The sequence below is a fragment of the Paraburkholderia sp. GAS32 genome (assembly GCF_050434225.1).
GTDB lineage: Bacteria > Pseudomonadota > Gammaproteobacteria > Burkholderiales > Burkholderiaceae > Paraburkholderia > Paraburkholderia madseniana.
Genome location: NZ_JBNPVS010000042.1, coordinates 63673 through 86989, shown reverse-complemented (window position 1 = coordinate 86989; position 23317 = coordinate 63673). Strand labels below are relative to the sequence as shown.

Annotated in this window: 23 protein-coding genes; 11 read left to right on the top strand and 12 right to left on the bottom strand. The window is 61.3% G+C overall.

Translation table 11 applies throughout. The annotated features are described in order from the left end of the window. From P3T25_RS36640 to garD, 7 genes are all read right to left on the bottom strand, one after another. A partial coding sequence (locus P3T25_RS36640) for a porin (protein ID WP_429361892.1) occupies nt 1-194 on the bottom strand: 194 nt, incomplete at its 3' end. Nucleotides 195-267: 73 nt separating this feature from the next. Next, nucleotides 268-1620: a TRAP transporter large permease gene (locus tag P3T25_RS36635; RefSeq protein WP_097396902.1), complete on the bottom strand. Its 1353-nt coding sequence runs from the start codon at nt 1618-1620 to the stop codon at nt 268-270. A gap of 7 nt (nt 1621-1627) precedes the next feature. Beyond that, nucleotides 1628-2107: a TRAP transporter small permease gene (locus P3T25_RS36630; RefSeq protein WP_054040219.1), complete on the bottom strand. Its 480-nt coding sequence runs from the start codon at nt 2105-2107 to the stop codon at nt 1628-1630. A gap of 139 nt (nt 2108-2246) precedes the next feature. Further along, the gene (locus P3T25_RS36625; RefSeq protein ID WP_154566063.1) at nt 2247-3239 is read right to left on the bottom strand and encodes a TRAP transporter substrate-binding protein; all 993 of its coding nucleotides are present in this window, start codon (nt 3237-3239) and stop codon (nt 2247-2249) included. Between the two features lie 641 nt (nt 3240-3880). Then, nucleotides 3881-4810 (bottom strand): SMP-30/gluconolactonase/LRE family protein, encoded by a 930-nt coding sequence (locus tag P3T25_RS36620; protein ID WP_171927940.1) that lies wholly within the window; start codon nt 4808-4810, stop codon nt 3881-3883. Continuing rightward, entirely contained in the window at nt 4807-5649 is an 843-nt protein-coding gene (locus tag P3T25_RS36615) for an NAD-dependent epimerase/dehydratase family protein (protein WP_154566061.1), read from the bottom strand. The genes P3T25_RS36620 and P3T25_RS36615 overlap by 4 nt, the downstream gene beginning before the upstream one ends. A 34-nt stretch (nt 5650-5683) precedes the next feature. Then, nucleotides 5684-7273 (bottom strand): galactarate dehydratase, encoded by a 1590-nt coding sequence (garD, locus tag P3T25_RS36610; protein ID WP_266240998.1) that lies wholly within the window; start codon nt 7271-7273, stop codon nt 5684-5686. Between the two features lie 227 nt (nt 7274-7500). On the opposite strand from garD, the gene kdgD reads away from it, so the two are divergent. The 3 genes from kdgD to P3T25_RS36595 all read left to right on the top strand — a co-directional run bounded on the left by kdgD (nt 7501) and on the right by P3T25_RS36595 (nt 10838). Next, on the top strand, nt 7501-8418 hold the full coding sequence (kdgD, locus tag P3T25_RS36605) for a 5-dehydro-4-deoxyglucarate dehydratase (RefSeq protein WP_266240999.1): 918 nt from the start codon (nt 7501-7503) through the stop codon (nt 8416-8418). Between the two features lie 125 nt (nt 8419-8543). Continuing rightward, the gene (locus tag P3T25_RS36600) at nt 8544-9896 is read left to right on the top strand and encodes an MFS transporter (RefSeq protein WP_266241000.1); all 1353 of its coding nucleotides are present in this window, start codon (nt 8544-8546) and stop codon (nt 9894-9896) included. Nucleotides 9897-10094: 198 nt separating this feature from the next. Then, a complete protein-coding gene (locus P3T25_RS36595; protein WP_154566057.1) occupies nt 10095-10838 on the top strand; it encodes a FadR/GntR family transcriptional regulator in 744 nt (247 codons plus the stop codon). Between the two features lie 90 nt (nt 10839-10928). Here P3T25_RS36595 and P3T25_RS36590 read toward each other — a convergent pair whose 3' ends face one another. Next, nucleotides 10929-12512: an aldehyde dehydrogenase (NADP(+)) gene (locus tag P3T25_RS36590; RefSeq protein WP_429361886.1), complete on the bottom strand. Its 1584-nt coding sequence runs from the start codon at nt 12510-12512 to the stop codon at nt 10929-10931. A gap of 245 nt (nt 12513-12757) precedes the next feature. Between P3T25_RS36590 and garL the strand changes: the two genes are divergently transcribed. Continuing rightward, nucleotides 12758-13558 (top strand): 2-dehydro-3-deoxyglucarate aldolase, encoded by an 801-nt coding sequence (gene garL / locus P3T25_RS36585; RefSeq protein ID WP_266241002.1) that lies wholly within the window; start codon nt 12758-12760, stop codon nt 13556-13558. An 11-nt stretch (nt 13559-13569) separates the two neighbouring features. Further along, nucleotides 13570-14484 carry a 2-hydroxy-3-oxopropionate reductase gene (locus P3T25_RS36580; protein WP_266241003.1) on the top strand — a complete coding sequence of 305 codons (915 nt, stop codon included), beginning with the start codon at nt 13570-13572 and terminating at the stop codon, nt 14482-14484. Between the two features lie 154 nt (nt 14485-14638). Here P3T25_RS36580 and P3T25_RS36575 read toward each other — a convergent pair whose 3' ends face one another. Together P3T25_RS36575 and P3T25_RS36570 are read right to left on the bottom strand one after the other, a co-directional pair. Beyond that, on the bottom strand, nt 14639-15931 hold the full coding sequence (locus P3T25_RS36575; protein ID WP_154566053.1) for an MFS transporter: 1293 nt from the start codon (nt 15929-15931) through the stop codon (nt 14639-14641). Nucleotides 15932-15960: 29 nt separating this feature from the next. Continuing rightward, nucleotides 15961-16788 carry an NAD-dependent epimerase/dehydratase family protein gene (locus P3T25_RS36570; protein WP_429361883.1) on the bottom strand — a complete coding sequence of 276 codons (828 nt, stop codon included), beginning with the start codon at nt 16786-16788 and terminating at the stop codon, nt 15961-15963. A gap of 418 nt (nt 16789-17206) precedes the next feature. Between P3T25_RS36570 and P3T25_RS36565 the strand changes: the two genes are divergently transcribed. After that, the gene (locus tag P3T25_RS36565) at nt 17207-17746 is read left to right on the top strand and encodes a DUF2867 domain-containing protein (RefSeq protein WP_266241005.1); all 540 of its coding nucleotides are present in this window, start codon (nt 17207-17209) and stop codon (nt 17744-17746) included. 82 nt (nt 17747-17828) lie between these two features. Here the strand turns inward: P3T25_RS36565 and P3T25_RS36560 are convergent, their stop codons facing one another. Then, nucleotides 17829-18650, bottom strand: a complete 822-nt coding sequence (locus P3T25_RS36560) for an alpha/beta fold hydrolase (RefSeq protein ID WP_054040238.1) — start codon at nt 18648-18650, stop codon at nt 17829-17831. Next, nucleotides 18647-18970 (bottom strand): hypothetical protein, encoded by a 324-nt coding sequence (locus P3T25_RS36555; RefSeq protein ID WP_429361880.1) that lies wholly within the window; start codon nt 18968-18970, stop codon nt 18647-18649. The genes P3T25_RS36560 and P3T25_RS36555 overlap by 4 nt, the downstream gene beginning before the upstream one ends. A gap of 318 nt (nt 18971-19288) precedes the next feature. Between P3T25_RS36555 and P3T25_RS36550 the strand changes: the two genes are divergently transcribed. The 5 genes from P3T25_RS36550 (at nt 19289) to P3T25_RS36530 (ending at nt 22988) form a co-directional block, all read left to right on the top strand. Continuing rightward, nucleotides 19289-19708, top strand: coding sequence for a type II toxin-antitoxin system RelE/ParE family toxin (locus P3T25_RS36550; RefSeq protein WP_308112623.1), 420 nt, complete (start codon nt 19289-19291; stop codon nt 19706-19708). Further along, entirely contained in the window at nt 19695-19982 is a 288-nt protein-coding gene (locus P3T25_RS36545) for a helix-turn-helix domain-containing protein (protein ID WP_063498788.1), read from the top strand. Before P3T25_RS36550 ends, P3T25_RS36545 begins: the two co-directional genes overlap by 14 nt. Before the next feature lie 387 nt (nt 19983-20369). Further along, nucleotides 20370-21782 carry a cytochrome ubiquinol oxidase subunit I gene (locus P3T25_RS36540; protein WP_171927937.1) on the top strand — a complete coding sequence of 471 codons (1413 nt, stop codon included), beginning with the start codon at nt 20370-20372 and terminating at the stop codon, nt 21780-21782. Nucleotides 21783-21817: 35 nt separating this feature from the next. Further along, on the top strand, nt 21818-22822 hold the full coding sequence (cydB, locus tag P3T25_RS36535) for a cytochrome d ubiquinol oxidase subunit II (RefSeq protein WP_093646409.1): 1005 nt from the start codon (nt 21818-21820) through the stop codon (nt 22820-22822). After that, nucleotides 22797-22988, top strand: a complete 192-nt coding sequence (locus tag P3T25_RS36530; RefSeq protein ID WP_171927922.1) for a hypothetical protein — start codon at nt 22797-22799, stop codon at nt 22986-22988. Before cydB ends, P3T25_RS36530 begins: the two co-directional genes overlap by 26 nt. Nucleotides 22989-23317: the final 329 nt, after the last annotated feature.

Genomic DNA, 23317 nt, shown 5'->3' with positions numbered 1-23317 from the left:
CCGAAGCGGCTGCCCGCCCAGATGCCGTTCACCATCTTGATCACCGAGCGGCCGCCACTCGTCGAACCAAGCGACGTCTGGCTGCTCTGATAACCAATCCCCGCATCGACGATCCCGTACAGCGTCACACTGCTCTGAGCGTGCGCGCCGAGGGCGACCAACCCAAGGGCCGAGGTTGCTATTACCTTTTTCATTTCTGCTCCTCTGTAAAAAACTTATTTGTCATATCTGGCAGTGCCACACCGGCGCCGACTTTTAATCAAGCGTTCAAAACACCGGGTGACCATTGATCAGGCTAGGCAACCACGTCGAGAACATCGGTACGTACGTCACGATGTTGATCGCGCTGAAGATAGCCAGGTAATAAGGCCACGCCACCTTGGTGGTTTCACCTATCGACACATTGCCGATCGCGCAGCCGATGAACTGCACCGACCCGATCGGCGGATGCACGAGACCCAATGCACAATTCAGCAAAATCATGATCCCGAACTGAACGGGGCCGACGCCGGCATGCATCGCCATCGGCAGGAACAGGGGCGTGGTGATCAGGATGTGCGCGGCCATGTCGACGAACGTGCCGAGAAAGATCTGGATGATGTTGATGTAAAGCAGCATCAACCATGGCAAGCTCGTTGCCCCATCGAGCATGTGCTCGATGGCGTCGGGAATCTCCAGATAGGCCATCTGGTAGCGCAGCATGTTCGACACGCCGATCAGCAGCAACACCACGCCAGTGGTTTTAGCGGCCTTGGACAGCGCATGAAAGAGCTTCTTCATCGTCATCGTGCGATAAATGACGATCGTCAGCACTAGCGAATAAGCCACTGCGATAGCGGCGGCTTCCGTCGCTGTAGCAATACCCTTGGCCACGCAGACCAGAATGATCGCGATCACCATCAAACCGGGCAATGCACCCAGAAACGTGCGGGCCACCGCGAACCAGCCAGGAAAGCGCTGCAATTCGGTCGAGCCGTCAGGGCGGCGCGGATAGCCGAACTTGACCGCCTGCCAGTACGCGGCGATGAGCACGAAACCCATCACCCACAGCACCGGCAACAGACCGGAAAACAACAGATCGCCGATCGACACGCCGCTCATCTGGTGACCGTTCAACGTCCCGGTGATGCCTTGGGCCGCGAACGCATAGATGATCATGTTCGTCGAGGTGGGCATCAGCGCGCCCGCCAGCGACGAATGGGTTGTCACGTTGACCGCATAGGCCGCGCTGTAGCCTTCGCGCTTCATCAGCGGAATGACGACGCCGCCCATGGCGGAGGTGTCTGCCGTCGGCGAACCGGACACGCCGCCGAACAGCGTGCACGCGACCACGTTAGCCATGCCGAGCCCACCGCGGAAATGGCCCACCGTGGCCTGCGCAAAGCGCAGGATGCGGTCGGCGATACCGCCGTGCAGCATCAACTCGCCGGAGAAAATGAAGAACGGGACCGCGAGAAACGAAAACGCGTTCATTCCCGAAATCATCGACTGCATGGCGGTAGCCGCCGGCAAGCCCTCATACAGATACGTCAGGACGCACGAGAGTCCCAATGCGAACGAAACAGGAACCCCGAATACGAGGAAAACGAGGAAACTAACTGAGAGGATGGCAAGTTCCATGATTCTTCTATTTTTGTTTCTGTGCGAAAAGCCCCAGCAGGTTCTCGAACGAGAACAGAGCGATGCAGGCGCTAGCAATGACCGGAATCAAATATCGAAGCGCTTCCGGAAGGCCCAGGATCGGGATCTTGTCGTCCATCGTCGTCTCCGCCATCTGCCAGCAGCCGAAGAAAATCGCCACGGCCAGCACGATCAGGCAAATATGCTGGAACGCATGGGCAATCGTCTGGCCTTTGGGCGGCAGCTTCTTGACTAGCGAGTCGAGCCCAATGTGGCCGCCCTCGCGAACTTTGAGCGCGGCGCCGAACATGGCGATCACAATCACCAGCAGGAGGGCAATGGGTTCGACAAAATCCGGTGCATCGCTGAAGACATAGCGCATCACGACGCTATAAATCACCAACAGGCACAGCGTGGCGAGACTCGCCGACGCCACGACCACCAGCACGCGGAAGAGAAAATCGTTTGGGCGTTTCATGAATCTCATTGACCCCATCCTTGCATACGGCGGACTTATATTTGATCTTCAGGAATCCTGCCAAGCCTCACCGGCTCAGGAAACCGCACCGTGGGAAAAACCGGCAGCCCGTGCTGCACGGCCCTTCCCCAGCGCGTTACGTCCGAACTTATTTGACTGCCTGGATTTCGTCGACGAGCTGCTTCATTTGCGGCGTCTTTTCATACTTCGCCCAAACCGGCTGCATCGCCTTCACGAAAGCAGGACGGTCGATCTGCGACGCGGTAACGATCGTCGCGCCACCCTTTGTGACCGTCTTTGCCGCGTCGCTTTCACGCGCGGTCCACAGCTTCGTGTAGTAAGGCACGGAGTCAGCCGCCGCCTTCTTGATGATGTCCTGTTCCTGCGGCGTCAGCGTGTCCCACACCTTCTTGGAGAACACCAGCACTTCCGGCGTCATCGAATGCTGGGTTTCGGAATAGACCTGCGCGACTTCGAAGTGCTTGGTCTCTTCGTACGACGGCAGGTTGTTTTCCGCGCCATCCACCAGACCCGTCTTCAGGCCCGTATAGACTTCGGCGAACGGCATCGGCGTCGGCGTGCCGCCCATCGCCCTGATTTCGTCGACCATCAGATCCGACGGCTGCACGCGCACCTTGAGGCCCTTCATATCGGCGGGCGAATGGATGGCCTTCTTCGCGTACATCGAGCGCGCGCCGCTCTCATAGAACGTCAGCGCGATCATGCCCTTCGCCTTGAAGGCGTCGAGAATCTTCTGGCCTTCCGGGCCGTACATCACTTTGCGGAAATGGTCGATGTCGCGAAACAGGAACGGCAGCGACGGAATCATCGATTCAGGCACGATCTCGTTGAACGCGGCACCGTTGGCGCGCGCCATGTCCAGTGCGCCGATGCGCACCTGATCGATCGTGTCGTTTTCGGAACCCAGCGCGCTGTTGCCGAAGACCTTCACGGAATCCTTGCCACCGGTTGCCTTGCTGATTTCTTCACCCATGTATTTCACGGCCATATTGGTCGGATAGGTGTCGCCATGCACGTCCGACACCCGGAACACGCGCGCGTGTGCCGACACGGTGCTGAATGCCAGCACGGAGGCCGCGACAATCATCGAAACACGGGAAGAGGCAAACTTGTTTTTCATCGTGACATTCCTTGAAATTAGATCATCCGGATGCGGAGGACCGCTTGCGAAGGACCGCTTTCGCGGGGTCGCTCACGGAAGGCCGCTCACGGATGCGACATGGTTTTGATGCGTCTCCCGGCTCCACGCACGCAACCCCTGTGGGTAGCGAGCGGTTTGCCGTGCTGGCCTGTTCTACTTCCCCGGCACAGATGCTCAGCACTCCTGTCAGACAACTCGACTTCTTTACTTCGACTGCTTCGGCATGAATCCCGCGCGCGTTGGTCATGCGCGTAGAGAACACTGGCCTCTTTGTCCGGGAGCCCAAAGCTATCTCGAAAGGAATTTGTTTGGGCTCATATGTTGTACGACGACATATGAAGTCTATAAAACGTGGTTTGAGTTGTACAGCCGGTATTTACCCGCACGACAGCGGGTTGGACGTAAGAGTTTCCGGGTCAAAATCCGACATCAAAGCCATGCCAGAAGGGAGACTAAGCAAAATCCCCACATCGCGGATTTATATTTTTCGTAGAGAGGAAGATGACCCGAAAGTGGCATTTTTGCCACTATGTTGTACGACAAGTGATGAATAAAAGGCTGCGACTGTTGGGCGCCGACGTGCTAATTCCCCGGCGCCCCACCTCATTCACGTCGCTTATTCAGAGTTCGCCCGCGTATTCGGGCTCGGGCAACCCGGTCACGCCGGGCCGAACGGCGAACAGGTGGCCGTCGTGTTCACTCGCGCCCGTCGCGGGACGGATCGACGTCACGAACAGCGTGTCCAGATTCCGGCCGCCGAACGCGCACATCGCGGGCTTCACGGCTGGGACGGCAATCTGCCGATCGAGCTTGCCTTGCGGTGTAAAGCGCAGCAAGAGGCCGGCGTCGTTTGCGCAAATCCAGTAGCAGCCGTCGGCGTCCACGGCCGCGCCGTCAGGACGCCCGGCGTAATCATGCAGGTCAGCGAATACGCGCCGATTGCGCGGCTCGCCCGCTTCGATGTCGTAATCGAACGCCCAGATTTGCCGGCGCAGAGGATGCGAATCCGACAGATACATCGTGGCGCCGTCCGGCGACCACGCCAGACCGTTTTGCGTGATCAACGCTTCGACAACCGGCGCCGACAACAGGCCGCGCTCATCGAAGCGATAGAGCGCGCCCGCAGGATTTGCCGCTGCCATGTCCTGCACCATCGTGCCGGACCAGAAGCGCCCTTGTCGATCGCACCGGCCATCGTTGAAGCGCATATCGTCGAAGGCGAAGCGCGGCGCGGCGAGCTTTCTGCCCGTCACCTTCATCGCTTCGCCGCGGGGCGCGCCTTCAGTCAGCGTGACCGCAAAGAGCCCCGTCTCACAGCCCGCCAGCACCGTGCCGCGATGATCGAAAGCGATGCACGCCACCTTCTCCGGCAATTGCCACTCGGTGCGCTCAGCCGCTTCGAGCCGCAGCCGCACGATCTTTTGCGCAGGAATATCCACCCAGTAGAGCGCCTGTTCAGCGGCACGCCATACCGGGCTCTCGCCGACTGACGCGGGCGCCTGCCCTGCCGCCTCGACACGCTCCACCCGCGGGTTCGCCATGCCGCTCACCACTTCGGCTCCATCGGACCGGCCAGCACGAACGGGCCGCCCTGAAAATGCTGCGTCGGATCGTCGAGGTCAGCGGTAGGCGCCGTGATCGGAAAGAGGTGCTCGAACTCGACCGAACTATCCTGCGGACGAAAACCGAGGAACGCCGCCTTGGTGTTGTCGACCCACTTGGTCCGGTTATCCGAGACGCCATAAACGATTGCGTGCCCGACCCGGTTGGTAAACAGCGAGCAACGCACCAGTTCGATAAAGTCGCGGAAGCTCAGATAAGTGACGAGCATGCGCGGATTCTTCGGCTGCTCGAACGACGAGCCGATCCGCAGACACACCGTCTCGAGACCGAAGCGGTCGAAGTAATAGCGCGACAGCGATTCGCCGAAGCACTTCGTCACGCCATACAGGCTGTCGGGACGGAGCGGCGCGTCGATATCGACCACCGACGTCGTCGGATGAAAACCCACGGCATGATTCGAGCTCGCGTACACGATGCGCTTCACGCCCTGCTTCTGCGCGGCCGAATAGAGGTTGTACAGACCGCGGATATTCGCTTCGAGCAGATCTTCGAACGGCGCTTCGACGGAGATGCCGCCCAGATGAACGACCGCATCCACGCCTTCCAGCAGCGCATGAACGGCGGCTTCATCCGCGAGGTCCACGATCGATGCTTCTTCGTGCGCCGCCACTTCGCCCAGCGGCGCGATATCGGTGACGCGCACTACATCGGCCCACGCAGCGAGCGCACCGCGCAACTGCTGGCCGAGGTTGCCGGCAGCGCCGGTAAGCAGAAGACGGCGGAAAGGTTTCTGCGCCGCCGGGCGGTCAAGGTTCGAGTCAGTCATGTCTCAGTCTTTGTCGTGGTTACGATCGGTACTATCAGGTCACCGGCGCCGGATTGAACAGCACCAACGCATTGTGGAGTTTGAGTTTCTCCGCGCAGGTCTCCTTACGGCCGCTTGCGACGTCGAGCATCAGGCGGAACAGCTCCCAACCCACGTCTTCGATCGTCGCGGCACCGGTCGCAATGGTACCGGCGTTGATATCCATCAGATCGTGCCAGCGGCGCGCGAGATCGGAGCGCGTCGCGACCTTGATGACGGGCACTTCAGCGAGGCTGTACGGCGTGCCGCGGCCGGTCGTGAATACATGCAGGTTGATGCCCGCCGCGACCTGCAGCGTGCCGCAGATGAAATCGCTCGCCGGCGTGGCCGCGTAAATCAGCCCCTTCTGCTTGACCTTTTCACCGGGCGACAGCACGCCGGAGATGGCCGAGTTGCCCGACTTGATGATCGAGCCCATCGCCTTTTCAACGATGTTCGACAAGCCGCCCTTCTTGTTGCCCGGCGTGGTGTTGGCGCTGCGGTCCGCGCCGCCGCGCTTCAGATAATCGTCGTACCACTGCATCTCGCGGATGATCGCAGCCGCCACGTCCGCGTTGGCCGCGCGCGCCGTCAGTTGATCGACACCGTCGCGCACTTCGGTGACTTCGGAGAACATCACCGTCGCACCGGCGCGCACCAGCAAATCGGTGGCGAAGCCCACGGCGGGATTGGCGGTCAGCCCGGAAAATGCATCGCTGCCGCCGCACTGCACGCCGATCACCAGATCGGAGGCCGGGCAGGTCTCGCGGCGGCGATTGTTCAGGCGCTTCAGATGGCCCTCGGCCATTCTCATGATCGACTCGATCATCGACTGGAAGCCGACGTGCGCCTCGTCCTGAAGCACCACCACGTCGCCGTTCAGATCGGCTTCGACATCGCCGATGTCGGCCACTTCGGCGACATTCGCTGCAGCGGCAATCGGAATCGTGCCCGGCGGCATCAGGCGTTCAGGCTGCAGCTTCTCGCAACCGAGGCTGACCATCATCACTTCGCCGCCGAAGTTCGGATTCAGGCTGATATTGCGCACGGTGCGGATCGGCACCATTGCGTCCGGGGCGTCGATCGCGACGCCGCAACCATAGGTGTGGCCGAGACTCACGACATCGTCGACGTTCGGATAGTGCGGCAGCAGTTCGGCCTTGATGCGCGTGACCGCGTGCTGAACCACATCGGCCACGCATTGCACGGTGGTCGTGATCGCCAGAATGTTGCGCGAGCCGACCGAGCCGTCGGCATTGCGATAGCCTTCGAACGTGAAGCCTTCCAGCGGCGGCATCTCCGGCGCCTTGATGGTGGCGATCGGCAAATCTTCCAGCCCCGGCGGACTCGGCATACGGATCACGTGCTCGTTGATCCAGCTACCCTTCGGCAAATCCTTGAGCGCGTAGCCGATCACCACGTTGTAGCGGATGACCTCGTCGCCTTCAGCGAAATCGGCCAGCGCGACTTTGTGCCCCTGCGGAACACGCTCGCGCAGCGCGAGGCCATCGGGAAATACGGCGCCCTCACCCAGACCGCCGTCGTTGACGACGATCGCGACATTGTCATTGGGGTGAACGCGAATGTAGAGCGGGGTTTGTTCCATGACATCGATCCTTGTGGCGATTTCACGCCTGCTGCGCCAATCGTTGCGCCAATCATTCATACGTCATCCTACAACACGAAAGATTGCCCAGACGTTCCGTATTTACCCTATGGCGCGCATTATGCCGTGAAAACACCGTTGAGTTAGCCGAATTGTTGTTGTACGATGACGTATAAGAAATCATCATTTCTCAATACCGACCCTATTCGACGCCCTGGATACTCATCATGACGACACCGCAGGAACTGAAGCAGATCGTTTCCGAAGGCCTTCTGTCCTTCCCCGTTACCGACTTCGACGAACAAGGCGATTTCCGCGCCGACACCTATGCCGAGCGCCTCGAATGGCTCGCGCCTTACGGCGCGTCGGCGCTGTTCGTCGCCGGCGGCACGGGCGAATTCTTCTCGCTCACGCATAACGACTACTCGAACGTCGTGCGTACGGCAACCGAAGTCTGCAAAGGCAAGGTACCGATTCTCGCCGGTGCCGGCGGCCCGACCCGTGTGGCGATCGCGTATGCCCAGGAAGCCGAACGTCACGGCGCGAACGGCATTCTGCTGATGCCCCACTACCTGACCGAAGCCTGCCAGGAAGGCATCGCGGCGCACGCGGAAGAAGTCTGCAAGTCCGTGCCGAACTTGGGCGTGATCATCTACAACCGCGCGAACTCCAAGCTTAACGCCGACATGCTCGAAGGGCTGGCCGAGCGCTGCCCCAACCTGATCGGCTTCAAGGACGGCGTGGGTGAAATCGAGAACATGGTGTCGATCCGTCGCCGCCTTGGCGACCGCTTCTCGTACCTCGGCGGCCTGCCGACCGCCGAAGTCTACGCAGCGGCCTACAAGGCGCTGGGTGTGCCGGTGTACTCGTCGGCCGTATTCAATTTCATCCCGAAGACCGCGATGGACTTCTACCGCGCGATTGCCGCGGACGACCACGCGACCGTCGGCAAGCTGATCGACGAATTCTTCCTGCCGTATCTGGCGATCCGCAACCGCCGCCAGGGCTACGCGGTCAGCATCGTGAAGGCCGGCGCGAAGCTGGTTGGCCACAGCGCAGGTCCGGTGCGCGCACCGCTGACCGATCTGACCGAAGAAGAAATGGCGCAACTCGACGTGCTGATCAAGAAGCTCGGCGCGCAGTAATGCAGCAAGGCGCCAAGCCGCGCGAACCTGGCCGAACCTGGCTCGAGCACGCGGCACCGTAAAGAGCGCCCGGGACGGCAACGTCGCCGGGCGCTTTTTCACTGATAAAAATTTAGGAGATGACGATGGAAATGAGCCGCACCGCGAGCCCCGCCCACGTCGCAAAGCGCACCAAGGTCCGCTACGCGATTCTGTTGCTGATCTTTGTGATCACGACATTCAATTACGCGGATCGCGCCACGCTCTCGGTAACCGGATCCGCGATGCGTGCCGAGTTCGGCTTCGACGCAATCAAGATGGGTTACATCTTCTCCGCGTTTAGTTGGGCCTATGTTCTGTCGCAATTGCCAGCGGGCTGGCTACTCGACCGCTTCGGCGCGCGGCGCGTCTACGCGGCGAGCATTTTCCTGTGGTCGTTGTTTACGCTGCTGCAAAGCTCGATCGGTCTGCTGGGCAGTGCAGCCGCCGCCGTCACCGCGCTGTTCGTGCTGCGCTTTGCAATGGGCGCCGCTGAATCGCCGGCGTTTCCGGCCAATGCCAAGGTCGTGGCAAGCTGGTTTCCCACCAACGAACGCGGCACCGCCTCCGCCATTTTCAATTCGGCTCAATACTTCGCGGCAGTCATTTTCACGCCGCTGATGGCGTGGCTCACCCATGCGTTCGGCTGGCACGCGGTCTACCTCGTGATGGGCGCGGCCGGACTGTTACTCGCCCTCACCTGGCTGAAGGTGATGAAGAACCCCGCCGATCATCCGCGTGTCTCGCGCGCCGAACTCGACTACATCGAACAGGGCGGCGGCGTGGTGAACGGGCACACGAAAGCCACCCGGGCTGAGGACATCGCCAGCACCGGTGGCTGGTCGCTGGTGCGTCAGTTGCTGACCAATCGCATGCTGCTCGGCGTCTATCTCGCCCAGTACTGCATCAACGTGCTGACCTACTTCTTCCTGACCTGGTTTCCGATCTACCTCGTGCAGGCGCGCGGCATGACGATTCTGCAGGCGGGTCTGGTGGCATCGCTGCCCGCGATTTGCGGATTCTCCGGTGGCGTGCTGGGCGGCATTCTGTCCGACGGGCTGATCCGGCGCGGACATTCGCTCACCATCGCGCGCAAGGTGCCGATTGTCGGCGGCATGCTGCTGTCGGTGTGCATCATCGGTTGCAACTATGTTTCGACCGACTGGATCGTCGTCGGGCTCATGTCGCTCGCGTTCTTCGGCAAGGGCATCGGCGCACTCGGCTGGGCCGTGGTGGCGGATACGTCACCGAAAGAGGCACTCGGTCTGTCGGGCGCCATCTTCAATATGTTCGGCAATGTCGCCGGCATCGTGACGCCCATCGTGATCGGCTATCTCGTCGCGAAGACCGGGTCGTTCAACGGCGCGCTGGTTTTCGTCGGCCTGAATGCCCTGCTGACGGTGTTCAGCTACCTCGTGATCGTGAAAGACATCAAACGGGTCGAACTGCGCCGGGGCTAGCAGTCAGGCTGTTATCGTACTTCCCGGGGCGCCTGCAAAATAACGCGGCTTGTCCGCCAGGCGCCTGAAACCGGGCATCGACGCCAGGTCCGACACCAATGCCGAAAATGATCCGGCGTTTATATAATCAGTCGTCAGACGACGGTATAATGAATCGCAGGAAGTACCTGCAACTATCTGATTCAAGGGGCGTTTTCGATGGCTACACCACTGGCATCCGCAGCACCGCCACGGCGCGCGCGCAATCTTGCCGAGTTTGTCGTCAGCTACGTCACCGAGCAAATTGCGTCTAACGCCTTGAAGCCCGGCGACAAACTGCCGACCGAATCGCAATTGATGGTCACGCTGAGCGTGAGCCGCACCGTCATCCGTGAAGCGATTTCACGCTTGCAGGCGGGCAAAATCATCGAGACGCGCCATGGCATCGGCAGTTTCGTGCTGGAACCGCAACGCGAAAAGCTGGGCATCGACATGGTGCCCGCCACCACCTTGCGCGACGTGCTGTCGATCCTGGAACTGCGCATCAGCCTCGAAACGGAATGCGCGGGTCTCGCCGCTCAACGGGCCAAACCGGACGATCTCGCGCGCATGCGCGCCGCGCTCGACGCGATCGAAGCCACCCGCCACAACGGGCTGGATAGTGTCGATGCCGACCTGCAATTTCATATCTCCGTAGCGCGTGCAACTGGCAACCGGTACTTCGTCGACATCCTCACGCAAATGGGTAGCGCGCTGATCCCGCGCAACCGGCTCGACTCGGCAGGGATCGCGCGTGCTGAACCCGACGCGTATCTGTCGCTCGTCAACCTGGAGCACGAAAGCATTCTCGAGGCGATCACGCGGCACGACGCCGAAGGCGCGCGTGCGGCGATGCGTATGCATCTGTCGAATAGCCGCGAGCGGCTGCGGCGCGCCAACGAAACGGCTGAAGCAAATAGCTGATTCATCACGCTGAATGCAAAAATGGCCGGGATATCCCGGCCATTTTTTTGTCTCACGCGGCGCCCACCTGGGCGCCGCTTACAGCATCGTTTAGCTGCGCGTAATCTCGCCATCACGACGGCGCCACAGGTCCAGCGGGTTGGCGTCGGCCAGCGCTTCCGGCAGCAGATCGGCCGGGAAATCCTGATAGCACACCGGGCGCAGGAAGCGTTCGATCGACGTCGTCCCAACTGACGTCGCCCGGCTATCGGACGTGGCCGGGAACGGGCCGCCATGCACCATCGCGTGCGAAACCTCGACGCCGGTCGGGAAACCGTTGACCAGAATCCGGCCGGCCTTGCGCTCGAGAATCGGCACCAGCTTCTTCGCCGCCGCGAGATCCGCGCTATCCATTTGCACCGTGGCGGTCAACTGACCGTCAAAGTGTTCGGCAACGGCGAGCAACTCCTGCTCGTCCTTGCAGCGCACGATGGTCGACGCAGGCCCGAAAACCTCGTCCTCCAGCGCCGGCGTGGACAGGAAGGTCAGCGCGTCGGTCACGAACAGGGCCGCGCAAGCCTGCGTCGGTCCGGTCGCGTCAATGCCCCGGGCAATTGCCTCGACGCCTCGCGTCGCCGCCAGCTTGTCCTCGCCCTCTTCATAGGCCGCATGAATGCCGGCGGTCAGCATGGTCTGAGCCGGCTTGCCGCTCAGCGCCTCGGACGCCGTTGCAACGAAGCCTTTGAGCGCATCGCTGTCGACAGCGATCGCAAGCCCCGGGTTGGTACAGAACTGCCCCGCGCCGAGCACCAGCGAATCGACGAAGCCACGCGCGATGGTCTCACCGCGTTGCGACAGCGCATTCGACAGGAGGAACACCGGGTTGATGCTGCTCATTTCCGCGTAGACCGGAATCGGCTCGGCCCGGGCGGCCGCGACGCGCATCAGCGACGTGCCGCCTGCGCGCGAACCCGTGAAGCCGACCGCCTTGATCGCCGGATGCGCGACCAGCGCTTCACCGACCGAATTGCCGGCGCCGACGATCATCGAGAACACGCCTTCAGGCAAGTCCATGTCCTGCGCGACTTGCTGAATCACACGGCCGACCATCTCGGAGGTACCCAGGTGAGCACGATGCGCCTTCACCACCACCGGGCAGCCCGCCGCAAGCGCCGCAGCGGTATCGCCGCCCGCCACCGAAAAAGCGAGCGGGAAGTTGCTGGCGCCAAACACGGCGACCGGGCCCAGCGGAATCTTTTGCATCCGCAGGTCGGAACGCGGCAGCGGCTTGCGCTCGGGCAACGGCGAATCGAGCGTGGCGGCGAGCCATTGACCGGCGCGTACGACTTGCGCGAACAGTTTGAGCTGGCCAGTGGTACGGCCGCGCTCGCCTTCGAGGCGTGCCTTCGGCAAGCCGGACTCTTCGTGCGCGCGCTGGATCAGCGCGTCGCCGAGCGCCGTGATGCCGTCCGCGATACGCTCCAGAAACTCGGCGCGCACCGTGAGCGGCAGATGCCGGTACGGGTCGAACGCTTTCTGCGCGAGTTCACAGGCGAGTTCGACATTCGCGACCGAGCCGCTGCCGAACACCGGCTCGGCGATATCGGATCCCGTGGCGGGATTGAACGCACGCAAAGGTTTTTCCTCGCCGCGCACTGCTTTGCGGCCAATCAGCATTTCGCCGGTAATAGACATTTCGCTTTCCTTGGATAGACATCTAAGATATAGGTCATCCTACAACATTGAGTGACCTACGCGCAACCTGAAACCCTTGCTCCGCGAGGAATTCGGGTTTACGTGGTCGTTACAACCAATCGGTCCGATGCTAATCTCCATTAAGATGTACGACGACCTATAACATTTCATTCAGTAAACGTCGGAGCTTGCCAGCTTATCTGCCAGCCTACCTGCCCGCTCAATTGCAGCTCGAGGAGACACCCATGACAGCCGCCACGCCTTACCAGCCTTTACCCAATAGCTTTCGCCGCGCGGTCTGCGGCGGCGAAACCCTGATCGGCTGCTGGGCTTCGCTTGCCAGCCCGATTGCTACGGAGCTGCTTGGCATTGTCGGCTTCGACTGGATGCTGCTGGATGCCGAGCACGCACCGAACGACGTTCTGACGCTGATCCCCCAGTTGATGGCGCTCAAGGACAGCCCGAGCGCGCCTGTGGTGCGCCCGCCGGCCAACGACAGCGTGTTCATCAAGCGTCTCCTCGACAGCGGCTTCTCGAATTTTCTGGTGCCGTTCGTCGACAGCGCCGAAGACGCAGTGCGCGCTGTCGCCGCGACGCGTTACCCGCCGCAGGGCATCCGCGGCGTCTCGGTGAGTCAACGAGGCAATCGCTATGCGACCGTCGCCAATTACTTCGACATCGCTAACGACAACGTCTGCGTCATCGTTCAGATCGAAAGCCGCAAGGCGGTCGATAATATCGACGAGATTCTCGCCGTAGATGGCGTCGATGCCATTTTCGTCGGGCCGTCCGATCTCGCGGCTGCTTATGGCCACATCGGCAACCCGAACCATCCCGACGTGCAACAGGCGATAGCGCGCGTCTTCGAACGCGCACAGGCCGCCGGCAAGCCGAGCGGCATCCTCGCGCCCGTGCAGGCCGACGCGGAGCGCTACATCTCGATGGGGTGCCGCGTCATCGCGGTCTGTGCCGATATGGGGCTGCTGAAAGCCGCCGCGCAGACAGTTCAAAAACACTTCATGCAGAAACAGGCGGACCGGAAGTAAGGACGGCCGCTATGACATCTCCGGAGATTTCCATGCAAAAAGCAGGCTTTATCGGACTCGGCATCATGGGCAAGCCCATGGCTGCCAACCTTCTCAAGAACGGCGTGTCCCTCGCGGCGTTTACGCGCAGCGGCGTGCCCGACGACCTCACCCAGGCCGGCGCCGTCGCGTGTGACAGCCCGGCCGCCGTAGCCGCGCATGCCGACGTGATCTTCGTCATGGTGCCGGACACGCCGGACGTCGAACGCGTGCTGTTTGGCGAACACGGCCTCGCCGAGGCCTTGCGTCCAGGACAGACGGTGGTCGACATGAGCTCGATTTCGCCGATGGCCACTCGCGACTTCGCGGCCCGCGTGCGTGAGCGCGGTGCGGACTATATGGATGCACCCGTTTCAGGTGGCGAGGTAGGCGCCAAGGCCGGTTCGCTGACCATCATGGTGGGCGGCGAGCCGGCGACCTTCGATAGCGTCAAGCTGCTCTTCGACATGATGGGCAAGAACGTCACGCTGATCGGCGCTGTCGGCGCGGGCCAGGTGTGCAAGGTGGCCAATCAGGTGATCGTCGCCGCGACGATCGAGGCCGTCGGCGAAGCACTGCTGCTCGCCTCCAAAGCCGGTGTCGATCCGGCGCGCGTGCGCGAAGCACTGATGGGCGGCTTTGCGTCGTCGCGGATTCTCGAAGTACACGGTGAGCGGATGACGAAGCGCACCTTCGACCCGGGCTTCCGGATCGAGCTCCACCAGAAGGATCTGAATCTCGCGCTCTCGACGGCCCAGGCGCTCGGCGTCTCCTTGCCGAACACAGCCACCTGCCAGCAGCTCTTCAACGCCTGCGTGGCGCATGGCGGCAAGGCATGGGACCACTCCGCCATGGTGCGCGCGCTCGAAATACTCGCCAATCACGAGATCGGCCAGAAGACCGCCTAAGCCCGCAAGTTGAATAACGTGATCATCGGTTCGACGACTTGCAACACGACGATCGTCGATCAACGTTAAGCGGGAAGTAAAACAAATGGCGGCGTCCAGGGACGCCGCCATTTGTTTTACCCGGCGCGCTTCGAGCGCCGGCCCTAATCGCTACTCACCTGGCCGCAGCACCCGCCGCCATCCAGCGCGGATCGGGCGTCTTGTCGCCGCTTCGGGCCAGCAGGCACACCACAGCCGCCGCGACAATGTCGAATACCGCCAGCACCACAAACAACGGGCTGTAGCCGATCTGCGTGACCAGCACCCCGAACAGCGCCGTGAACGCCGCCGCGCCCAGGTAACCCGCCATGCCGCCCATACCCGTGGCAGTAGCGACTTCGTTCTTGCCGAACATGTCGGAGGTAATCGCGTACAACGCACCCGACAGCGTTTGGTGAGCAAAGCCGCCAACGCACAGCAGCGCGACGGCCGCATAAGGACTCGCCACCAGCCCGACGCAAGCCGGCCCGATCATGCAGAGCGCGCCAACGACGAACACCATCTTGCGCGACGTGAACAGCGAAACCTTCGCGTACTTATGAAACAGCGGGCTGAGGTAACCGCCGAGCACGCAGCCAATATCCGCCGCCAGAAAAGGCATCCACGCGTACAGCGCGACTTCCTTCAGGTTCATGTGCCGCTCGGTCATCATGTACAGCGGAATCCACGCGTTGAACGTCTGCCAGGCCGGCTCGGAAAGAATCCGGGGAATGCCGATCGCCCAGAAGTCGCGGCTGCCGAGCATGGATGCCCAACTGCGTTTGACCGCGCCGGCATCGCTGTGCTTTGCCTCCTGCCCGCTGAGGATGTAATCGCGCTCCGTGTCGCTCAACAGCTTCTGTTTCTGCGGGTGCTTGTAAAGCAACATCCAGAGCGCGCTCCAGACAATCCCCGCCACGCCGACGATCAGGAAAGCCCATTGCCATTGACCGTGCAACAACGCCCAAACGACCAACGGCGGCGCAAGCAGCGCGCCGACGGACGAGCCGATATTGAACCAGCCGATCGCAACGGAACGCTCCTTGGCTGGAAACCACTCGCTCGTCGCCTTGACGCCGGCCGGGATGCCCGCCGCCTCAGCGATACCGAGCACGCCACGGAAGAACGCCAGGCTGCGCCAGCCCGTCGACCATGCCGCCGCGGCACAGGCCAGCGACCAGGCTAGCGCGAACGCCGCGAAGCCGATCTTGGTGCCGACGGTGTCGAGCACATAGCCCGCGACCGGCTGCATGAATGCATAGCAAAGTTGCCACGCCACCACGACGTGTGAATACTGCGCGGTCGTAATGTTGAGGTCCTTCATCAGCGTCGGCGCCGCCACCGACAACGTATTGCGCGCGAGGTAATTGATGATGAGCCCGGCCGCGACCAGGCTGACCATCCACCAGCGGATGCCCTTGATTTTCATGACTGTGTCTCCTCGTATTCCTTAACCAATCAGGACGGCTGGCCTGCGGTGTCGTTGCTCGCTGCGTCGGCGCGCGAGTAATCGATGCCGACGAAGCTGCCGCCCTGGTAACGCTGACCCAAGGCATCGAGCGGATTCGGCCGCGCCAGGATTTCCTCGGCGTAGGCTTCGGCGTCCTGAGTCGGCTGATAACCGAGGCGCGCGGCGCCGCTGTTGTCCCACCAGCTACGTGTGTTGGCTGACACGCCCCACACGGTGATGAACCCGATGTCCTCTGCCTCGACACAGCGGTCGAGGAAATGCAGCAGGTCTCGATGACCGAACCAGGTGCTCAGGTGTCGCTGCTCGGTCGGCCGCTCGAGGCAACTGCCGATGCGCACGCAAATACTCTCGATGCCGTGCTTGTCCCAATACATTCTGGCCAGTGCTTCGCCCCACACCTTGCTCAGGCCGTACAAACCGTCGGGGCGCAGTGCGCAATCGAGACTGAGATGGTCGGTGACCGGATACATGCCGATCGCATGGTTCGAGCTGGCAAACACCACGCGCCGAACGCCTTGCCGGCGCGCACCCTCGTACACCTCGACCAGCGCGCGCAGGTTGTTGTCGATGATTTCGGGCAGCGGACGTTCCACGCTCGTGCCGGCGAAGTGAATCAGCACGTCGACGCCCTCCAGCAGGCGATCCACGACGGCGGGGTCGCGCAGGTCGCCGTGCATCACGTCCTCGCCTTCCACTAGCGGCACGAGGGGCTTCGAACCCGCGGCCGAACGCAAGGGGATGCCGCGGCCGACCAACGCCGTCCGCACTACCGAGCCGAGCTGGCCGCCGGCTCCACTCAGGGCAATCTTCTTCATAAGGATCCTTTACAGCGCCGCGCGCGATTAGAGCCGGAGGACGGCAACCAGTCGAGCCGTGGCGGCAACGGGCTGGAACCAACTCTTAGTTGTACGATAACGTACTATTATCGATTCCAAGGTGGATTTCAACCAGGCATTTACCCGTACAGGCACAACCCATATGGCGATTTATCTTTTGCAAACAAACACATACGTCATGACTAATTTATGTGACGTCGTATAACTTGATGCGCAAATTAATGCCTGGCCATACGTCATCCAGCGCATACGGTCGGTTGGTTCGATGGGCACCGATGCTTGAGCGCGCGCCGTCGAGCACGCGTAGACTTGACGCGCATGCGCGCGATCGAACTGCGGCGCCCCGCGGCGAAGTCGCCCTTTCCACCCCGCTCTCCTTTCGGCGCAGCACCTTCCCATGCCAGATGCCCACCGTTCCGTGCTTTCCGTTGCCGTGCCGGCCGAATCCGGCGTGGCCCGCATATACGATGTCCCGGACCTCGCGGACGCGTACGCCGTCCGCTTGCCGGACAACGCAATCGACGACCCGGAATTGCTCGCGCGCTTTATGTTCGCCCATCAGGCGGGATGGATAGCGAAACTGCTGGGGCTGCGTGATGCGTTAGTCGCCCGCTTCGGGCTCAAGACGTCGAAGCAGTTGCGCATGGCGAATCCACCCGGCTCAAGGGATCGGGTCGACATCTTCCGAATCTACACGCGCAGCGCACGCGAGATCATTCTCGGCGAGAACGACAGCCATCTAGACTTCCGGCTTTCGATATTGCAGCAAACGCGCGATACGCACGAGGGCAGCGCGCGCTATCTGATTCTGTCCACGGTCGTGCACTGTCACAACGGGCTTGGGCGTTTTTATATCCTCGCCATCGCTCCGTTCCACCGGTTGGTGGTTCGCTCGACGTTGCGCCGAGCGGCGCGCATCGGCTGGCCAATTGCCTGAGCGGCGGCCATCGTACGCGGGTACGGGTGCGGCCAGCGCGGGATAATCTCCCTTCGCCAGCCGCACTTGCTACATCAACGCATTACGAGCCGATGAACTCCAGTAGATCGGCGTTCACCTTATCCGCCTCCACCGTGCACATGCCGTGCTGCCCGCCCGGGTAGACCTTGAGCGTGGCGTTCTTCACGATCTTCGCCGTCTTGCGGCCTGCGGCATCGATCGGCACGATCTGGTCGTCGTCGCCATGCAATACCAGTGTCGGCACGTCGATCTTCTTCAGGTCTTCCGTGTAGTCGACTTCGGAGAACTGCTTGATGCAGTCGTACAAGCCCTTGATCGACCCGACCATGCCTTGTGCCCAGAACGAATCGATCACACCTTGCGACACCTTTGCGTTCGGACGGTTATAGCCGTAAAACGGCAACGCCAGATCCTTGAAAAACTGCGAACGATCCGCCTCGACACCCTTGCGGATGCCGTCGAACACGTCGATCGGCGTGCCCTCGGGATTGCCCTCTGTCTTGAGCATCAGCGGCGGCACCGCGCCGATCAGCACAGCCTTCGCCACACGTTTCGTACCGTGACGGCCGATGTAGTGCGCGACCTCCCCGCCGCCGGTCGAATGGCCGACCATCGTGGCGTCCTGCAGGTCGAGGTGTTCGATCAGCGCGGCGAGATCGTCGGCATAGGTGTCCATGTCGTTGCCGTCCCACGTCTGCGCCGAACGGCCATGGCTGCGCCGGTCGTGCGCGATCACGCGAAAGCCTTTACTGCCGAGGAACAGCATCTGCGCGTCCCAGGCATCCGCGGATAACGGCCAGCCGTGCGAGAAGACAACCGGGCGCCCCTTGCCCCAATCCTTGTAGAAAATTTCCGTACCGTCTTTCGTGGTGATCGTGCTCATCTGCTGACTCCTTCTGGATGAAGTCTGCCGTCGCCGGCAGGTGGATGAAACGTACCGCTCAAACCATTCGGGCAGCACAAGCCATGCCGCCCAACGAAAATCGTTAACAGCGAATGCAGGACGAACTTGACGCGCGTGAGTGAGCATGCGAGGGAAACGACCAGTCGATGCATGATGAGACGCTCGCTCAAGCATGACACGGCCTGCAACGCATTTTGATGACGGACACACAAAGAACCGGATCGGTTCACGTGGTATTCGAAATGACTATCAGGAATGAAACAGCGGATGGCGATGCGGCGCTCATCCACTTCGAGCATGCGATGACGCTGAAGGAACCGCCGGTTAGCCGCTTGCATGGTAGAAGCAAACTAGCTGATTGGCTAGCTAACAGGCTAATAGAAAGTCGGCACGAACGGCGTTATTGTCGGATGGTGACGAGTGGCCCTTGAGTGACCCTTGCATCGCTACTCCGATTCAATCAGCCCGTGAGAAAGGAGACCTCCGCCGTGCCGCGCCCGATATCGCGTCCCGCACGAATCAACCCTACCGAACACCTGGTTGCGCCAACGCCGTTGTAACCGCTCATCGCGGTCCTGCTTTCGCCCTCTTCCTGTCGTTCGATTTCCTGCCAGGCAATGCTCCCGGTTTTTGCTGACCTACAGCAACAAACTGCAAAGTGGATTGCTTGTGCGAAAATAACATATTTGTTATTATTGACTCCAATGGCATTTACGATCGACTTCTACAACGAAAAGGTCAAAGTGAACGTTGCCTCCTTGCCGAAAACGCTGCTCGCACGCTTCATCGCGCTGGCCGATCGCATGGAGGAATACGGGCCGAATCTCGGCGAGCCGCACACTGCATCAATGGGTGGTGGCTTGTTCGAAATGCGCCTCAAAGGCGCGGAGGGCATCGCCAGAGTGTTCTACTGCTCGATCGTGGAACGGAAAATCGTCATGCTTCACAGCTTCGTGAAGAAGTCGCAACAAACGCCGCGCAACGAACTGGACGTGGCGCGCAAAAGACTGCTGGAGATCAGAAATGGCAACCTATAAGGCAATGCGCGAGCGGGCGCTCGCCGACCCCGAAGTACGCGCCGAATACGAACGGCTGAACCGCGAAGAATTCGCGCTGCTCGACCAGATGCTCGCCGCGCGCCGCGAAGCCGGCCTGACGCAGGCGCAAGTCGCCGAGCGCATGGGCACGAAAGCACCGGCCATCACCCGGCTGGAACGGGCTCTTGCGTCGGGGCAGCACTCGCCTTCTATCGACACGTTGCGCAGGTACGCGGCCGCGTGTGGCAAGCAACTGTTTATTTCGATCGCCTAGGCTTCATCCCCGCGGCGTTGAGCGCTCGCGCCGCCTGTTGCGGCGATCTCTCGCTGACTGACATGACTGGAATGCGGCGTCCGCAGCGAGGGACCTAGTCACGAAGACGCCGGAGCCGCGTTGTTGCAGCGCGGTCTATTGCCGCAGTTCTGCGCAGACCACGAGAGACGCACGCAAGGACGCATTAAGGAAAACTTGATACCTATCAAGGCTTTGCCGTCTCAAAAACGAAAATACGCGCAAAACAACGTGGTTTTTTGACGCACGTCGCATTGCAGCAAAAGTTTCGCTCATCCCCTACTCTTGCCCCATCTGCCCAGCGCAGTGCGCACCGACAACGGTCGACGCGCGTAGTCCGCCCTCACGGGCATCACGACCTTCACGCTCATGAACTCCGCAATTTCGGCCTTCGATCTCGCCCGCATTCAGTTTGCGTTCACCGTCTCGTTTCACATTGTTTTTCCGGCGCTCAGCATCGGCCTCGCCAGTTTCATCGCTGTTCTCGAATGGCGCTGGCTGAAAACCGGCAAGGCGTACTACAAAGATCTTTGCCTGTTCTGGTCGAAGATCTTCGCAGTCGCCTTCGGTATGGGCGTCGTGTCCGGCGTCGTGATGAGCTATCAGTTCGGCACCAACTGGTCGGGCTTCTCCAGTTTCGCCGGACCCATCACCGGACCGTTGTTGATGTATGAGGTCATGACCGCGTTCTTCCTCGAAGCGGGCTTCCTCGGCATCATGCTGTTCGGCTGGCAGCGCGTAAGTCCGCGCGCTCACTTCGGCGCCACGCTGATGGTGGCGATCGGCACGCTGATTTCGACCTTCTGGATTCTCGCGTCCAATAGCTGGATGCAAACGCCGCAAGGTTTTGAAGTCGTCGACGGCCACGTCGTACCGCTCGACTGGTTCAAGATCATTTTCAATCCGTCGTTCCCTTACCGGCTTGCGCATATGGCGCTCGCGGCATTCATCGTCGCGGGGCTGGTGGTGTCGGCGGTGGGCGCATGGCATCTGCTGCGCGGCCGGCGCGATCCCGCAGTCAAGAAGATGTTCTCGATGGCGCTCTGGCTGCTCCTGATCCTCACGCCGATCCAGGCATTCGTCGGCGATCAGCATGGTCTGAACACGCGCAAGTATCAGCCGGCCAAGATCGCGGCGATCGAAGGTCTGTGGGAAACCGAGAAAGGCGGCACCGCGCTGAACCTGTTCGGCATTCCGGATATGCAGGCGGAGACCACACGCTATGCCGTGTCGATTCCGCACCTCGGCAGTCTGATCCTCACGCATAGCTGGGACGGCGAAATTCGCGGCCTGAAGGAATTCCCGCCGCAAGACCGGCCGAACTCGACGGTGGTGTTCTGGAGCTTCCGCATCATGGCCGGACTCGGCGTGCTGATGATCCTGATGTCGCTGGCCGCTTGGGCGCTGCGCCGTCGCGAACGTCTATTCGAAGCGAAGTGGTTCCAGCGCGTCGCCGTGGCCATGGGGCCGACCGGCTTCATCACGTTGCTGGCGGGTTGGGTCACCACGGAAGCCGGCCGGCAGCCGTGGGTGGTGTACGGCGTCATGCGCACCTCGCAGGCGGTGTCGCCGCTCACCACGCAGCAGGTCGGCATCTCGCTGATGGCCTTCGTGGTCGTCTACTTCCTCGTGTTCGGCACCGGCATCTACTACATGCTCAAGCTGATGCGCTCGGGTCCGGCATTGCCGGGACAAACACCGCACGGTGTGCCTGAGCACGTGCCGAACCAGACCGCGCGCCGCCCGCTGTCCGCCGCCGATCACATGATCGACGCCGCCTAACCTCACTGCTTCACTTCCTGCTTGCGAGAAAGAAAATGGACGTAACCGTTGCGTGGGCCGCAATCATTGCACTGGGCCTATTCATGTACGTAGTGCTGGACGGCTTCGATCTGGGCATCGGCATCGTCTTCCCGTTCTTCCCCGATGAGAAAGAGCGCGACCTGATGATGAACACCGTCGCGCCCGTGTGGGACGGCAACGAAACCTGGCTGGTACTCGGCGGCGCCGCGCTGTTCGCGGTGTTTCCGGTGGTCTACTCGACCGTGCTGTCCGCGCTGTACCTGCCGCTGATCTTCATGCTCGTATGCCTGATTTTCCGCGGCGTGTCGTTCGAGATTCGCGCCAAGGCCAAGCGCACCAAACATCTGTGGGATCTGGCATTCATCGGCGGTTCGGCGGGCGCGACGTTCTTTCAAGGCATCGTGCTGGGCGCGTTCCTGCAAGGCATCCCGGTGATCGACGGCGGCTATGCAGGCGACGCCTTCGGCTGGCTCACGCCGTTCAGTCTGCTGACGGGCCTCGGTCTGGTGATCACCTACGCGTTGCTCGGCTGCTGCTGGCTGGTCGCGAAAACCGAAGGCGATCTGCAACGCCGCCTGCATCGCGTGGTGTGGCCGCTGACGCTCGTGCTGCTCGGCTTCATCGCGATGGTCAGCCTGTGGACGCCGCTGCAAGATCCGACTATCGCGCAGCGCTGGTTCCACGACAACCTGTTCTACCGTCTGCTGCCGGTGCCGTTCCTCGTGGCGATCTGCGCGTTCTTCATGCACCGTGCGGTGCGCGCGCGGCATCACAACACGCCGTTCGTGCTGGCGCTCCTGCTGGTGCTGCTCGGTTATGCCGGGCTGCTGGTGAGCCTGTGGCCGTATGCGATTCCGTCGAGCATGACGCTCTGGGAAGCCGCTGCGCCGCGCTCGAGCCAGATGTTCACGCTAGTCGGCGCAGCAGTGATTCTGCCGGTCATCATCGCTTATACGACGATGGGTTATTGGGTATTTCGTGGCAAGGTGCGTCATGGCGACCAACATCACTATCACTAAGAACACGGGCGACAGCGCCACAGGCGGCGCGTCTCAAACGCCGGGGCGCCGGCTGCCCGGCTGGCTGTGGTTCGTCGCGCTATGGTGCTTTGGCGTAGCCTCGGCGATGTCGCTCGGCTTCGCGTTCAAGCTTCTGATGAATGCGACGTTATTCGCAATCAAATGAATCATGTGCTTGCGTGATTTCATCTGGTGCGCATAACCTGCGGATTCACGCGTGGACGGCTTCAAAAATTGCGCCGTGCGGCTCGTCTTCGTAACAAGCCGGAACCTATGCGCGGGAGACCTACCTTACACATAATGCTGGTGCATCGAACCAGTCGGCGATTATATAAATAGATGTTCATTCGTGCGGCGAACCGGAAGGCGCGCCGCACCACCGATCGGCATATGATCGCGGGGTAGCCGGCAATGACGCGAATCGAGAATAGAAGTAAAACGGGAAGTAGAGCCAGAAGCACGGCGGTGACAGTCCACAACGCGCAGTCCCGACTC

Excerpts from the sequence above, each read along its gene's own strand:
- P3T25_RS36635 (WP_097396902.1), bottom strand. The coding sequence starts at position 1,620 with ATGGAACTTGCCATCCTCTCAGTTAGTTTCCTCGTTTTCCTCGTATTC.
- P3T25_RS36630 (WP_054040219.1), bottom strand. The coding sequence starts at position 2,107 with ATGAGATTCATGAAACGCCCAAACGATTTTCTCTTCCGCGTGCTGGTG.
- P3T25_RS36625 (WP_154566063.1), bottom strand. The coding sequence starts at position 3,239 with ATGAAAAACAAGTTTGCCTCTTCCCGTGTTTCGATGATTGTCGCGGCC.
- P3T25_RS36615 (WP_154566061.1), bottom strand. The coding sequence starts at position 5,649 with ATGACTGACTCGAACCTTGACCGCCCGGCGGCGCAGAAACCTTTCCGC.
- garD (WP_266240998.1), bottom strand. The coding sequence starts at position 7,273 with ATGGAACAAACCCCGCTCTACATTCGCGTTCACCCCAATGACAATGTC.
- kdgD (WP_266240999.1), top strand. The coding sequence starts at position 7,501 with ATGACGACACCGCAGGAACTGAAGCAGATCGTTTCCGAAGGCCTTCTG.
- P3T25_RS36600 (WP_266241000.1), top strand. The coding sequence starts at position 8,544 with ATGGAAATGAGCCGCACCGCGAGCCCCGCCCACGTCGCAAAGCGCACC.
- P3T25_RS36595 (WP_154566057.1), top strand. The coding sequence starts at position 10,095 with ATGGCTACACCACTGGCATCCGCAGCACCGCCACGGCGCGCGCGCAAT.
- P3T25_RS36590 (WP_429361886.1), bottom strand. The coding sequence starts at position 12,512 with ATGTCTATTACCGGCGAAATGCTGATTGGCCGCAAAGCAGTGCGCGGC.
- garL (WP_266241002.1), top strand. The coding sequence starts at position 12,758 with ATGACAGCCGCCACGCCTTACCAGCCTTTACCCAATAGCTTTCGCCGC.
- P3T25_RS36580 (WP_266241003.1), top strand. The coding sequence starts at position 13,570 with ATGACATCTCCGGAGATTTCCATGCAAAAAGCAGGCTTTATCGGACTC.
- P3T25_RS36575 (WP_154566053.1), bottom strand. The coding sequence starts at position 15,931 with ATGAAAATCAAGGGCATCCGCTGGTGGATGGTCAGCCTGGTCGCGGCC.
- P3T25_RS36570 (WP_429361883.1), bottom strand. The coding sequence starts at position 16,788 with ATGAAGAAGATTGCCCTGAGTGGAGCCGGCGGCCAGCTCGGCTCGGTA.
- P3T25_RS36565 (WP_266241005.1), top strand. The coding sequence starts at position 17,207 with ATGCCAGATGCCCACCGTTCCGTGCTTTCCGTTGCCGTGCCGGCCGAA.
- P3T25_RS36560 (WP_054040238.1), bottom strand. The coding sequence starts at position 18,650 with ATGAGCACGATCACCACGAAAGACGGTACGGAAATTTTCTACAAGGAT.
- P3T25_RS36555 (WP_429361880.1), bottom strand. The coding sequence starts at position 18,970 with ATGCTCGAAGTGGATGAGCGCCGCATCGCCATCCGCTGTTTCATTCCT.
- P3T25_RS36550 (WP_308112623.1), top strand. The coding sequence starts at position 19,289 with ATGCTCCCGGTTTTTGCTGACCTACAGCAACAAACTGCAAAGTGGATT.
- P3T25_RS36545 (WP_063498788.1), top strand. The coding sequence starts at position 19,695 with ATGGCAACCTATAAGGCAATGCGCGAGCGGGCGCTCGCCGACCCCGAA.
- P3T25_RS36540 (WP_171927937.1), top strand. The coding sequence starts at position 20,370 with ATGAACTCCGCAATTTCGGCCTTCGATCTCGCCCGCATTCAGTTTGCG.
- cydB (WP_093646409.1), top strand. The coding sequence starts at position 21,818 with ATGGACGTAACCGTTGCGTGGGCCGCAATCATTGCACTGGGCCTATTC.
- P3T25_RS36530 (WP_171927922.1), top strand. The coding sequence starts at position 22,797 with ATGGCGACCAACATCACTATCACTAAGAACACGGGCGACAGCGCCACA.